The organism is Duganella sp. Leaf61 (assembly GCF_001421905.1).
GTDB classification, from domain to species: Bacteria; Pseudomonadota; Gammaproteobacteria; order Burkholderiales; family Burkholderiaceae_D; genus Rugamonas; species Rugamonas zoogloeoides.
The window spans coordinates 392,391-405,112 of sequence record NZ_LMLM01000028.1 but is presented as its reverse complement, the minus strand read 5'-3'; the positions used below and the strand labels follow the sequence as shown (position 1 = coordinate 405,112).

General features: G+C 61.7%; 14 protein-coding genes. All 14 read right to left on the bottom strand.

All coding sequences use genetic code 11. The annotated features are described in order from the left end of the window. Window positions 1-72: 72 nt before the first annotated feature. Window positions 73-1,920: an excinuclease ABC subunit UvrC gene (gene uvrC / locus ASF04_RS16945; RefSeq protein ID WP_056144716.1), complete on the bottom strand. Its 1,848-nt coding sequence runs from the start codon at window positions 1,918-1,920 to the stop codon at window positions 73-75. Between the two features lie 28 nt (window positions 1,921-1,948). Continuing rightward, window positions 1,949-2,350: a holo-ACP synthase gene (acpS, locus tag ASF04_RS16940; protein WP_019920156.1), complete on the bottom strand. Its 402-nt coding sequence runs from the start codon at window positions 2,348-2,350 to the stop codon at window positions 1,949-1,951. Then, window positions 2,347-3,105 (bottom strand): pyridoxine 5'-phosphate synthase, encoded by a 759-nt coding sequence (gene pdxJ, locus ASF04_RS16935; RefSeq protein WP_056144045.1) that lies wholly within the window; start codon window positions 3,103-3,105, stop codon window positions 2,347-2,349. The genes acpS and pdxJ overlap by 4 nt, the downstream gene beginning before the upstream one ends. A 34-nt stretch (window positions 3,106-3,139) precedes the next feature. Continuing rightward, window positions 3,140-4,000 (bottom strand): DNA repair protein RecO, encoded by an 861-nt coding sequence (gene recO / locus ASF04_RS16930; RefSeq protein WP_056144041.1) that lies wholly within the window; start codon window positions 3,998-4,000, stop codon window positions 3,140-3,142. A 4-nt stretch (window positions 4,001-4,004) separates the two neighbouring features. Next, window positions 4,005-4,922 (bottom strand): GTPase Era, encoded by a 918-nt coding sequence (gene era / locus ASF04_RS16925; protein WP_056144039.1) that lies wholly within the window; start codon window positions 4,920-4,922, stop codon window positions 4,005-4,007. Between the two features lie 19 nt (window positions 4,923-4,941). Next, window positions 4,942-5,742 (bottom strand): ribonuclease III, encoded by an 801-nt coding sequence (gene rnc, locus ASF04_RS16920; RefSeq protein ID WP_056144036.1) that lies wholly within the window; start codon window positions 5,740-5,742, stop codon window positions 4,942-4,944. Between the two features lie 18 nt (window positions 5,743-5,760). After that, on the bottom strand, window positions 5,761-6,129 hold the full coding sequence (locus tag ASF04_RS16915) for a DUF4845 domain-containing protein (RefSeq protein WP_056144033.1): 369 nt from the start codon (window positions 6,127-6,129) through the stop codon (window positions 5,761-5,763). A gap of 36 nt (window positions 6,130-6,165) precedes the next feature. After that, window positions 6,166-7,095: a signal peptidase I gene (lepB, locus tag ASF04_RS16910; protein ID WP_056144029.1), complete on the bottom strand. Its 930-nt coding sequence runs from the start codon at window positions 7,093-7,095 to the stop codon at window positions 6,166-6,168. After that, complete coding sequence (gene lepA / locus ASF04_RS16905; RefSeq protein ID WP_026636970.1) at window positions 7,092-8,885, bottom strand: translation elongation factor 4; 1,794 nt, start codon at window positions 8,883-8,885, stop codon at window positions 7,092-7,094. The genes lepB and lepA overlap by 4 nt, the downstream gene beginning before the upstream one ends. 203 nt (window positions 8,886-9,088) lie before the next feature. Further along, a complete protein-coding gene (locus ASF04_RS16900; RefSeq protein WP_056144027.1) occupies window positions 9,089-9,337 on the bottom strand; it encodes a glutaredoxin family protein in 249 nt (82 codons plus the stop codon). A gap of 51 nt (window positions 9,338-9,388) precedes the next feature. Beyond that, window positions 9,389-10,813 (bottom strand): Do family serine endopeptidase, encoded by a 1,425-nt coding sequence (locus ASF04_RS16895; RefSeq protein WP_229205083.1) that lies wholly within the window; start codon window positions 10,811-10,813, stop codon window positions 9,389-9,391. Window positions 10,814-11,056: 243 nt separating this feature from the next. Continuing rightward, window positions 11,057-11,488 (bottom strand): sigma-E factor negative regulatory protein, encoded by a 432-nt coding sequence (locus ASF04_RS16890; RefSeq protein ID WP_082488818.1) that lies wholly within the window; start codon window positions 11,486-11,488, stop codon window positions 11,057-11,059. A 73-nt stretch (window positions 11,489-11,561) separates the two neighbouring features. After that, a complete protein-coding gene (gene rpoE, locus ASF04_RS16885; protein WP_026636972.1) occupies window positions 11,562-12,164 on the bottom strand; it encodes an RNA polymerase sigma factor RpoE in 603 nt (200 codons plus the stop codon). A 72-nt stretch (window positions 12,165-12,236) separates the two neighbouring features. Continuing rightward, window positions 12,237-12,665, bottom strand: a complete 429-nt coding sequence (locus tag ASF04_RS16880) for a hypothetical protein (RefSeq protein WP_156368674.1) — start codon at window positions 12,663-12,665, stop codon at window positions 12,237-12,239. Window positions 12,666-12,722 lie beyond the last annotated feature (57 nt).

Sequence of the window (12,722 nt, the reverse complement as noted above, 5' to 3'; positions counted from 1 at the left end):
ATGGGAATTGTGTAAAAGCGCCGCTAGTCTACCTTGCCACCGTGTATTAAACCAGCACGTTACGCAGCGCCGTTAATGCAGTTGCTTGTAAATCTCTTCGGCCAGCGCACTGGAAATGCCCTCGACCTGTTTCAGGTCTTCCACGCTCGCATTGACCACCCCGCGCAGTCCGCCGAAGCGTGCCAGCAAACGCTGGCGGCGCTTGGCGCCGATGCCTTCGATTTCTTCCAGGCGCGACGTCTGCCGCGTCTTGGCGCGCTTGGCGCGCATGCCGGTGATGGCGAAGCGGTGCGCCTCGTCGCGGATTTGCGCGACCAGCATCAGCGCCGCCGATTCCTTGCCCAGCTCCTGCGCCGGCCGGCCATCGACGAACATCAAGGTCTCCAGGCCCACGCGGCGCCCTTCCCCCTTGGCCACGCCGACGATCAGGCTGATGTCGAGGCCCAGCTCCGAGAATACCTGGCGCGCCATTTCGATCTGCCCCTTGCCGCCGTCGATCAGCACCACGTCGGGCATCACGCCGTCGCCGTTGGCCACTTTTTCGTAGCGGCGGAACAGCACTTGCCGCATCGCCGCGTAATCGTCGCCGGGCGTGATGTCGTTGATGTTGTAGCGGCGGTATTCGCCGTTCTGCATCTGGTGATGATGGAACACCACGCACGACGCCTGCGTGGCCTCCCCCATGGTGTGGCTGATGTCGAAGCATTCCACGCGCAAGGTGTCGATGTCTTCCGGTTCGAGCGACAGCGCATCGACCAGCGCGCGCGTGCGCGACTGCTGCGAGCCTTGTTCCGACAGCAGACGCGCGAGCGAAATCTGCGCGCCCTTCTGCGCCAGCTCCAGCCATTTGCGGCGCTGGTCCTGCGGCTGGAAGATCAGGTTGATGCGGTGGCCGCACTGCTCCTGCAAGGCCTGGATCAGCGCGGGGTGGTCGAACTCGATGTTGAGGATCAGGATGCCGGGGATGAACTTGTCGGCGTAGTGCTGCGCCAGGAACGCGGCCAGTACTTCCACTTCGATCGGCTCTTCCGCAATCGCCTCGGCGTCGCTCACGTGCGTGGGGAAGTAGGCGCGGTCACCGAGGTGGCGGCCGCCGCGCACCATCGCCAGGTTGACGCAGGCACGCCCGCCCTGCACCAGCACGGCGATGATATCGACGTCGGCGTCGCCCACGGTTTCCATGCTCTGCTGGTGCAGCACGCGCGAGAGCGACTGTATCTGGTTGCGCACGGCGGCGGCCTGCTCGAACTTGAGATCAGACGCATACGCATGCATCTTCGCTTCGAGATCGGCCAGCACTTCGCTCTGGCGGCCACGCAAAAAACGCGCGGCGTTATCGACATCGAGCTGGTAGTCTTCCTTGCTGATCAGGTCCACGCACGGGCCGCTGCAACGGCCGATCTGGTTGAGCAGGCACGGGCGCGTGCGGTTGGCATACACGCTGTCTTCGCAGGTACGGATCTGGAACACCTTCTGCAGGATCTGCATCGATTCCTTGACCGCCCACGAGCTGGGGAACGGCCCGAAATACTGGTTCTTGCGGTCCACCGCGCCACGGTAATACACCATGCGCGGCGCATCGCCGCCGGTGATCTTCAGGTACGGGTACGACTTATCATCGCGGAACAGGATGTTGAAGCGCGGACTCAGCGCCTTGATCAGGTTGTTCTCGAGGATCAGCGCCTCGGCCTCGCTGTGCGTGACCGTGGTTTCCAGCCGCGCGATGCGCTCGACCATCATGGCGATGCGCGGGCTGGCCAGGTTTTTCTGGAAGTAGCTCGACACGCGCTTTTTGAGGTCGCGCGCCTTGCCAACGTAAAGGACCTTGTCCTCGGCGTCGAAGTAGCGGTACACACCCGGCAAATTCGGCAGCTTGGCGACGGTGGCCAGCACTAGCTCGCGCGGGTCCGGTGTTGGCACCGGGGGTACGTTGTTGGGGACTACCTGGTCAGTCAATTTTCGCCTGCTCCACGATCACGAATGCCACTGCATATTCCGCCTCATCGCTCACCGTCACCTGCGTGGTAAGCCGATGCTTGTCCATGAATTCCTTGAGCACGCCGCTGCACACGATCATCGGCTTGCCGCTGGGGGCATTGAGCATCTGCGCCGCCGGCCACGTCATCGGCATGCGGATGCCGAGACCGATCGCCTTGGCAAATGCTTCCTTGGCCGCAAAGCGCGTGGCGACGAAGCGGATACCGCGCACCGGGTTCTTGGCCTTGCGCGCCAAATACTTTTCCATCTCCTGCGGTCCCAGGATCTTTTGCGCGAAGCGGTCGCCGTGGCGCTCCAGGGCCGCTTCGATGCGCGGGATCTTGCAGATGTCGGTGCCGATCCCGTAGATCATTTTCGGCCCAGGCGGGTGGACACCATGATCGCCTTCATCTCGCGCACGGCGTTTTCCCAGCCGACGAATACCGAGTGGGCGACGATGGCGTGGCCGATGTTCAGTTCCGCGATGTCGGGGATGGCGGCAATCGCCTGCACATTGGTGTAGTGCAGGCCGTGGCCGGCATTGACTTTCAGACCCTTCGAGGCGCCATACAGCACGCCGCGCCGCACGCGTTCCAATTCCGCTTCCTGCTCGGCGCCTTCGGTATCGGCATAGCGGCCCGTGTGCAGCTCGATGACGGGCGCGCCGGCGGCGATGGTGGCGTCCATTTGTGCTTCATCGGCGTCGATGAACAGGCTCACGCGGATGCCCTCGGCCTGCAATTGCTTGACTGCCGCCTGCACCGCGTTGAAATTACCGGCCACATCGAGGCCGCCTTCGGTCGTCACTTCGGTGCGCTTTTCCGGTACCAGGCATACATCGGCCGGGCGGATTTTGCAGGCGAAGTCGATCATCTCCTGCGTGACGGCCGCTTCCAGGTTCATGCGCGTGAGCAGCTGGGGCGCGAGCGCGATGACGTCGGCGTCCTTGATGTGGCGGCGGTCTTCGCGCAGGTGCAGGGTGATGCAGTCGGCGCCGGCCTGCTCGGCCAGCAGCGCGGCGCGGATCGGGTCCGGGTACCTGGTGCCGCGCGCGTTGCGCAGAGTGGCCACGTGGTCGATGTTGACGCCGAGGTCGATGATGGTGCCGGAAGGGTGCAGGAAGCTCATTCGTTCTATACCGTTTATAGAGTAATCAGGGTTCTTATAATTGTGACAGATCGACGAGGATCTGGCGGGTATTCAATGGCGCGCCGTTCAGGTGGTGCGCCACCAGGAAGCGCATCAGCTGCTTGCTCTGCGACTGCGTGGCGGCGTCCTGGTAATCCTCGCGCTCCATGTCGAGCAGGGTTTTGCCTGCCACGCGCGGCCACGGGTCGGACGCGCGCTCGGGGCGCGGTCCGCGCTCGGGGTCCACCACGTACGTCACGTCGGCCTGTACCGGGGCGCGCGTGCTGGTGCAACGCCCCAGGTCCGCCGCCACCCCTGTCTCCTTAAGTAAGGCCCGTTCGAATTTTCGCAAGACGATGGTGGCCGGCTCGTTGTGGGCGAGCTGGTTGAGGGTGGAGACGTAATGGTCGAACAGCGCCGGGTGGGCGTCGTCGCGGGCCAGCAGTTTGACCAGCAGTTCATTCAGATAGAAGCCGCATAGCAGCGCAGTCTTTTCCAGCGGCAGCATGCCACCGACCCATTCGGCGTCGGTCAGGGTACGCAACTCGGACTTGCCCACCCAGCTCGACGACAGCGGCTGGAAAGTTTGCAGCACGCCGCGCAATTGCGAGTGCGGCCGCTTGGCGCCCTTGGCGATCAGCGCCACGCGGCCGAAGTCGCGCGTGAACAGATCGATGATCAGGCTGGTTTCTTTGTAGGGATAGCTGTGCAGCACGAAGGCCGGTTGGCCGGCGACCTTGGTGCCGATGGTGCGCTCGCGTGCAGGAGCGCGCGGACGTTTGGGAGGCATTTCCGCGACGGGCGCGAGCACCACCCCGCCCTGCGCGTCAGGCGCGGCCTGCTGCGGTGACGCGGTCGCGCTGGTGAGCGCGGCGTCGGGCGTGGCGGGTGGCATGGATTTATTCGTAGCCGTAGGCGCGCAGACCCGCTTCGTTATCGGCCCAGCCGGATTTGACCTTGACCCAGATTTCCAGGTACACGGGGCCGCCGAACAGTTTTTCCATGTCCAGGCGGGCCTGGGTGGAAACTTCCTTCAGGCGCGCACCCTTGTTACCGATGATCATCGATTTGTGCGTATCGCGCTCGACCAGGATGGCGGCAAACACGCGGCGCAGGTCGCCTTCCTGCTCGAATTGCTCGATCAGTACGGTGCTGGTGTACGGCAGTTCGTCGCCGACAAAGCGGAACAGCTTTTCGCGCACGATCTCGGACGCCAGGAATTTCTCGCTGCGGTCGGTGATGTCGTCTGGTCCGAAGATCGGTGCGTTCTCGGGCAGGAAACGCTTGATCTCGTTTTGCAGCCCTTCAAGCTGGAAGCGCAGCTTGGCCGACACCGGCACAATCGCGGCGAAATCGAACTTGGCAGCCACCTGCTGGGCGAACGGCAGTAGCACGGCCTTGTCCTTCACGCGGTCCGATTTGTTGATGACCAATACCACCGGCACTTCCTTCGGCAACAGGTCGATCACTTGCTGGTCGGCCGGGCCAAACGTGCCCGCCTCGATCACGTACAGGATCAGGTCCGACGAAATCAGGGTGTTGGTCACCGTCTTGTTCAGGGTCTTGTTCAGCGCGTTCGAGTGGCGGGTTTGAAAACCCGGGGTATCGACGTAAATGAACTGGGCATCGTCGTACGTCATGATGCCGGTGATGCGGTGGCGCGTGGTTTGCGCCTTGCGCGAGGTGATGCTGACCTTGGCGCCGATCAGCGTGTTCATCAAGGTCGATTTGCCCACGTTGGGGCGGCCGACGATGGCGATATAGCCACAACGGAAGTTGCCACAACGGAAGTTGGCGGGGGTCGTTTCGGTAGTCATGATCGTTTCTTTTAAGTCGTTACTTGTTGGCTGCCTTGGCCGATGGTGCAGACTCTGCATCGTCATCGGTTTGCACGGTGGCGATGCCGGCCAGCTTGAGCTGGGCGGCACGCGGCTTGGCCTTGCGCACTGCGGCCGGGGTCTTCAACAGCGCTTGCTGCGCCGCCTCCAGCGCCAGCTTGGCGGCGGCCTGTTCGCCGGCGCGGCGGCTGCCGCCACGACCGAACAGCTGGATGCCCAGCTTGGGAATCTGGCACTCGATCTCGAATTCCTGGCTGTGGGCGGCGCCGTGGGTGGCCACCACATTGTACAGCGGCAGCGAAATCTTCCGGCTTTGCAGGAATTCCTGCAGCAGGGTCTTGGCGTCCTTGCCCAGGGTTTGCGGGTCCACCGTGTCGAGAATCGGGATATAGAAAGCGCGGATCGCCTCGGCGGCCGGATTGAAACCGCCATCGAGGAAAATTGCTCCGAGGATCGCTTCGAGCGTATCGGCCAGGATCGACGGCCGGCGGAAGCCACCCGATTTCAGCTCGCCCTCGCCCAGGCGCAGGAACTGCGACAGATCGAGCTTTTGGGCGATCTCGAACAGCGACTGCTGCTTGACCAGGTTGGCGCGCAAGCGCGACAGGTCGCCCTCGTCGATGGTGGTGTAGCGCTCGTACAGAATGGTGGCAACGACGCAGTTGAGCACGGAGTCGCCAAGGAACTCGAGGCGTTCGTTATGCAAGCTGCTATGGCTACGGTGGGTCAAGGCCTGCTGCAGCAGGCCGGCATCCTGGAACGTATAGCCTAGACGGGTTTGCAATAACTGAAGATTCATTGGTTCGTTTTCTGGTTTTTAATGGGGTTTGCCGGTTGCGGCGGTGGTGCCCTGGTATTCCAGGAGCAGGCTGGCTGGTCCGACCAGCGGGATTTTCTTTTCGTAGGCGAAGCTGACCTCGACGCCGTCACCCTCGCGCTCGATAGTCAGGTCGCTGCCGGAAATGGCGGTGATGTAAGCGACGGTCGCGTTGGCATCGAAGGCCTTGCGGATCTCGGGCACCGAATTGCCACCGGCGGCCTTGGCCGTCACGATGGCATTCTTCACCGCCCGATATTCCGTGTACGTGGGCAAGATCTTGAGGGCCAGCACGGCCACCACGCCCAGCACGGCCAGGACCAGGATCAACCCGGTCAGGGAAACGCCGTTTTGCCGATGTGTTCGCATTTCAGCTCTCCCTGTGCGGCCCGCAGGCCCGTGAATTTACTTGATGCTGCCGATACGCTTCAGGTTGCTCAGGTTCATCCAGACAAAGAATGCCTTGCCGACGATATTCTTGTCCGGAACAAAGCCCCAGTAGCGGCTGTCGGTACTGTTGTCGCGGTTGTCGCCCATCATGAAGTAATGACCGGCCGGCACCACGCACGTGAAGCTGTCGTAGGTGTATGTGCACGACTCTTGCCGCATCGGGAAGTCCATCACTTGCGGCAGACTCAGCGTAGGCGCGTTCTCGAAGTTGAGAATGCGGTGGCTGACGCCGGACAGTGCTTCCTGGTACTGCTTGTTATAGCTGAGCTGCTTTTGCTCGTCGCCACCGAGGTAGTCAGGCAACGCGGTGTACTGCACCGCCACGCCGTTCACGGTCAGCTTCTTGTTCTCGTACGTGATCTTATCACCAGGCACGCCAATCACGCGCTTGATGTAATCCTGGGTCATGTCCAGCGGATACTTGAACACCATCACGTCACCGCGCTGCGGATCGTTGATCTGGATAACTTTTTTGTTCAGCACCGGCAGGCGGATACCGTAGGTGAACTTGTTCACCAGGATCAGGTCGCCAATTTCCAGGGTCGGCACCATCGACGACGACGGGATCTTGAACGGCTCGTACAGGAACGAACGCAGCACGAACACCAGCGCGATCACCGGGAAGAAGCTGCCCGAGTATTCCACCCAGGTCGGCTGACGCAGAATGCTCGCTTCCAGCGCGGCGCGGTTGACGTTGTTGTCGGCCTGGTAGCCGTCGGCGGTCAGCTTGGCGGCGCGCGCATCGTACTCGGCCAGCGCGCGGTTGGCGGCAGCACGGCGTTGCTTGGCCAAGACGAACACATCGAGACACCAGATCACGCCGGTGATCACCATCAACACGAACAGGATCAGCGCGAAGTTACCCAAAATCACTTGCATGGTCATTTATCATCCACTTGTAAGATTGCCAGGAATGCTTCTTGTGGAATCTCGACCGAGCCCACCTGTTTCATGCGTTTCTTACCGGCTTTCTGCTTCTCGAGCAGTTTCTTTTTACGGCTGATGTCGCCGCCGTAGCACTTGGCCAGCACGTTCTTGCGCAGCGCCTTGACGTTTTCACGCGAGATCACGTTCACACCGATAGCGGCCTGGATCGCCACGTCGAACATCTGGCGTGGAATCAGTTCGCGCATCTTGGCGGCCACCTGGCGGCCGCGGTAGGCGCTGTTGGAACGGTGGACGATAATCGCCAGCGCATCGACCTTCTCGCTGTTGATCAGCATATCGACCTTGACCACGTCGGACGCGCGGTATTCCTTGAACTCGTAGTCCATCGACGCGTAACCGCGCGAGGTCGATTTCAGCTTGTCGAAGAAGTCGAGCACGATTTCGCCCATCGGCATTTCGTACACCAGCTTGACCTGGCGGCCGTGGTAGCTCATGTCCATCTGCACGCCGCGCTTGCCGATGCACAGCGTGATCACCGAACCCACGTACTCTTGCGGCATGTACAGGTTGACGGTAACGATCGGTTCGCGGATTTCGTTGATCTTGGTCGGCTCGGGCATGCGCGATGGATTGTCCACCTTGACGATGCTGTTGTCGCGCATCACCACCTCGTACACCACGGTCGGTGCGGTGGTGATCAGGTCCATGTCGAACTCGCGCTCGAGGCGCTCCTGCACGATTTCCATGTGCAGCAAACCGAGGAAGCCGCAGCGGAAGCCGAAGCCCAGCGCCTGCGATACTTCCGGCTCGTACATCAGCGCGGCATCGTTCAGTTTCAGCTTTTCCAGCGAGTCGCGCAGTGCGTCGTACTGGTTCGCTTCCACCGGGAACAGGCCGGCAAACACTTGCGGCTGCACTTCCTTGAAACCAGGCAGCGGCGCCGGCGCCGGGCGGTTGGCCAGGGTCACCGTATCGCCCACCTTGGCAACCTTCAGTTCCTTGATACCGGCGATGATGAAGCCCACCTGGCCGGCCGACAGTTGCGGCAGCGACAGCGAACGCGGCGCAAAAATGCCCACGTCTTCCACCAGCTGCACCGAGTCGGTGGCCATCAGCTTGATCTTGTCTTTTGGTTTCAGGGTGCCGTTCATCACGCGCACCAGCATGACCACGCCCACGTAGGCGTCGTACCACGAGTCGACAATCAGCGCCTGCAACGGCGCATCCGGGTCGCCTTTCGGTGGCGGTACCTTGGCGATGATCGATTCGATCACGTCTTCCACGCCCAGGCCGGTCTTGGCCGAGCAATGGACGGCGTCGCCCGCTTCGATACCGATCACGTCTTCGATCTCGGCGATCGCGGTCGGTGGATCGGCGTTCGGCAAGTCGATTTTATTCAGGACCGGCACCACTTCCACGCCCAGGTCGAGCGCGGTGTAGCAGTTGGCAACCGTTTGCGCTTCCACGCCCTGCGACGCATCGACCACCAGCAGCGCGCCCTCGCACGCCGACAGCGACCGCGACACTTCGTACGAGAAGTCGACGTGGCCGGGCGTATCGATCAGGTTCAGGTTGTAGATGATGCCATCGCGCGCCTTGTATTTCAGGGCCGCAGTCTGGGCCTTGATGGTAATGCCGCGTTCGCGTTCCAGGTCCATCGAATCGAGCACCTGCGCCTCCATCTCGCGGTCGGACAGGCCACCGCAAAGCTGGATGATGCGGTCGGCCAGGGTCGATTTACCGTGGTCGATGTGGGCGATGATGGAGAAATTGCGTATGTTGTTCATTAACAAATAATCAAAAAACAGGTCGAAACGACGGGTGCGCGCATCGCTAAAACACGGCGCGCAATACAAAAAGCGCTCAAAGCTGGGCATGATTGCCCTGGCGAGCGCCTTGGACTGCCAAACGTAATACCCGGCATTTTACCGGATTTCAGAGTGGAAAGCCCGACTTATACAAAGCACAGCCTTTTTGCCGTGAATTTTGACTATTTCACCAGCAATGCGCGGATTTTGGCTTCGTCGAGGTGGTAATGGCACAGCTCGGGACCAGCCAGGTCGGCAAACAGCACCGGCACCAGTTCGTCGTACCGAGCCAGCAGTACAGGATCGCCAGCCTGGTCGATGTCGATCACGTCCACCGTAAAAATGATGCCCGGTGGTTGCAGGCGCAGCAGCGCATCGTGCATGTCCTGGCACAGGTGGCAGTAACTGCGGGAGTAGAGAGTGAAATGCATGGAGTTTGGCAGGCTGCCACCGCCCGCGCCAGCGGACGGTGGCAATATCACTTACTTGGCCAGCTCGCTCGGACGCAGCGAAATGAACTGCGTCTGGTCGCCGCGGCGCACCAGCACTACCGAGCGCTTCTTCGGATCGAGCTTGGCGACCAGCGCGTTGAACTGCTTGGCGTCCTTGATCGCGGTATTGTTCAGCTGCAGCAGGATATCGCCTTCGTCGAGGCCAGCCGCTTCGGACACGCCATCGACATCGGCCACCACCACGCCACCATCGACGCCCAGTTCCTTGCGTTTATCAGCTGGCAGGTCGGTGACGATCAAGCCCAGCGCGTTGGCCTTGGCCTGCTCCGGCTCGGCTTTACCGCCTTTGCCTTTGCCGGTCGCGCCTTTGCCTGCCTTGTCGGCGTCCATTTCCACCACGTTGACCGGCAGGTCCAGTTGCTGGCCCTTGCGCCACACGGTAATGGTCGCCTTGCTGCCGATGGCGGTGCCACCGACCACGCGTGGCAGGTCCGACGAGCGGGTAATCGCCGTGCCATTAAATTTCAGAATGATGTCGCCCGGCTTGAGACCGGCTTTGTCGGCGGGACCATCAGGCTCGACCATGGCGACGCCAGCGCCCTCGGCGTTTTTCAGGCCCAGCGACTCGGCCACTTCCTTGTTCACTTCGGTGATCTGCACGCCGATACGGCCACGGCTGACCTTGCCGCTCTTCTTGAGTTGCTCGGATACGCGGATCGCCTCGTCGATCGGCACAGCAAACGAAATGCCGTTATACGCGCCGGACAGGGTGGCGATCTGCGAATTGATGCCGATGACTTCGCCGCGCATATTGATCAGCGGGCCACCCGAGTTGCCGGGATTGACGGCCACGTCGCTTTGAATCAGCGCCAGGTAGTCGCCGGTATCGCGCTGCTTGGCCGAGATGATGCCGGCGGTGACGGTGTTCTCCAGGTTGAACGGCGAGCCGATGGCGATCACCCATTCGCCCACGCGGATCTTGTCGGAGTCGCCCATCAGCAGGAATGGCAGTTTTTCACCCTCGATTTTCAGCACGGCCACGTCGGTACGGGCGTCCGCGCCCAGCACCTTGGCCTTGAATTCGCGCTTGTCGGTCAGCGTGACGAACACCTCGTCGGCACCATCGACCACGTGGGCGTTGGTCATCACGTAGCCGTCGGCCGACAGGATGAAACCGGAGCCGACGCCACGCGGCACTGCCTCTTCAGGCACGGGGGTGCGGCGCGGGGCTTTGCGGCCCTGCCCTTGCGGTGGCACCGGCATGGCGCCGCCGAAGAAGCGGCGCATGAATTCGGCCATTTCGTCTTCGCCGACTTCGCCACGGCCGCCCGGCTTGACCAGCTCGGTCGTGCGAATATTGACCACGGCGGGACCCACGCGGTCAACCAGGTCGGCAAAGTCGGGCAAGCCCGTCACGGCGCCGGTGACCGGCGCGGCGGCCACTGCCGGACTCATGCCCAATACGGCGGGCGACATCCAAACGCTTGCGCTGACCAGCAGCGCGGAGAGAGTTTTACTGCCGACAGATAAATTATTTTTCAAATTATTTTTCATGGAGATCGTTCTCTAAAGGTTCTGGAATGCAGGGCGGCACGCGTCGCGGAGCGAGGCGCGCGCCATGAGGCTAGCACAGGGCGGGATAAAAGTCCCGCACGCGGCACACCAGGTAATTATACGAGCAGGAACAAATAAAACGGCTTAAGGGAAGATTACGTCGGCGCTGGGAGCATCCTGGCCGTGGGACGTGGCGCTGGCGGCAGCGCTGGTGGCGAGCGCATTCGCAGCGGCGACGTTAGCGTTATTGTTGGCGTTGCTGGCATGGGCGGCAGCAGCGCCGTTGGCCGAGGCGGCAAACGGTGGCGCAGCAGGGTCGGTGGCGCCTGGCGCAAGCGGCGAGAGCTCGTGCGCAGGCTCGTTATCGAGGCGCGCCGCCAGCGCAGCACGGAACCCGCTGCTGAGCGCGCCTTGAGCGCTGTCCCGCAGCACGTCGCCGACCAGGTGATAAGCCTGCCAGGCCGCCCGGCCCTCGGCGGTTTCCAGCGCCGCGAAGGCCAGTTCCTGCTCGCTCTGCGCCAGCTCGCCATCCGCCAGCGCCGAAATGTTTTCGTGCAGTCTTTTATGGGTATCCATCGCTTGCTCCGCCTGTCAATACATTGCCACCACAGCCGACAAATTGCCGGGCGCCAATGCCATCATTCTCGCCTTACCAGCGCTTGTCAACCGGCATATCGAGCAGAGGCTTTAACTTTTCAGCGATGACTTCTCGGGCACGGAAGATACGGCTGCGGACCGTGCCGATGGGGCAAGCCATGATATCGGAAATCTCTTCGTAGCTGAGCCCTTCTATTTCGCGCAAGGCGATCGCAGTCCGTAAATCGAGTGGCAAGGCGTCCATGGCCGCGTTGACGGTCTGGGCAATTTGCTTGCTGGCCAGCATGGATTCCGGCGTATTGATGTCGCGCAAATTATCGCCATCTGAAAAACCCTCGGCATGTTCGGCGTCGGTTTCCGTCGACGTGGGCGTGCGCCTGCCCTGCGTCGTCAAAAAATTCTTGGCCGTGTTAATTCCTATGCGATACAACCACGTATAAAAGGCCGAGTCGCCACGAAAATGCCGCAACGCGCGATAGGCTTTGATAAACGTCTCTTGTACCACGTCTTCGGCTTCCACCGGGTCGTGCACAATGCGCGACAGCAGGCGCATGAGGCGGCGCTGATATTTGGCCACCAACATGTCAAACGCCTGCTTGTCGCCGGCCCGGACCCGGTCGACCAGCATCTGGTCACACTCACGTTCTGTCGTCACTCCGGCATTCCTCGGTGGCCTGCAACGTCGCCGGAACCCTTTATGCTATAGAGTTAGCCCGCTGCAAGAAGTTCACAGTGTTGGCGCATTTATTTCGCTGCGCGCGGCGGCGGCCCGACAGGCCAGCGTCAACGCGCGCAACTCCGCCCCGCTTACGCAATCGGGCAACACCAGCACCGACCGCACGCTGCCATCCGCACCACCCAGGCGCAGCAGCAGCAAACCGCGCCACACGGTCGAGCCATCAAGCAGGCGCAGCGGCGTTCCCGCATGTTGGTATAGCGCAGTGCGGAATTGCCCGACTGCGGTTATATCAACCGCCATTGCAATACCGCATGGTTGCCCGCAGACATAGCCACAGATAGCGGCCACCACGCACGCCAGCGGCGCCAGCATGCCTGGACAGGCAGCGGCGGACGCCAGCACGCAACAGCACAACCCGGCGTGCAGCAAGCGCAAACCAGGCGAGGGACGAACGATGACGGACACCGCGATCGACATGACTGCAGCACGGATAGAGACAACACAAAAAATTTACACGGATGGGGAGCGGTGAAA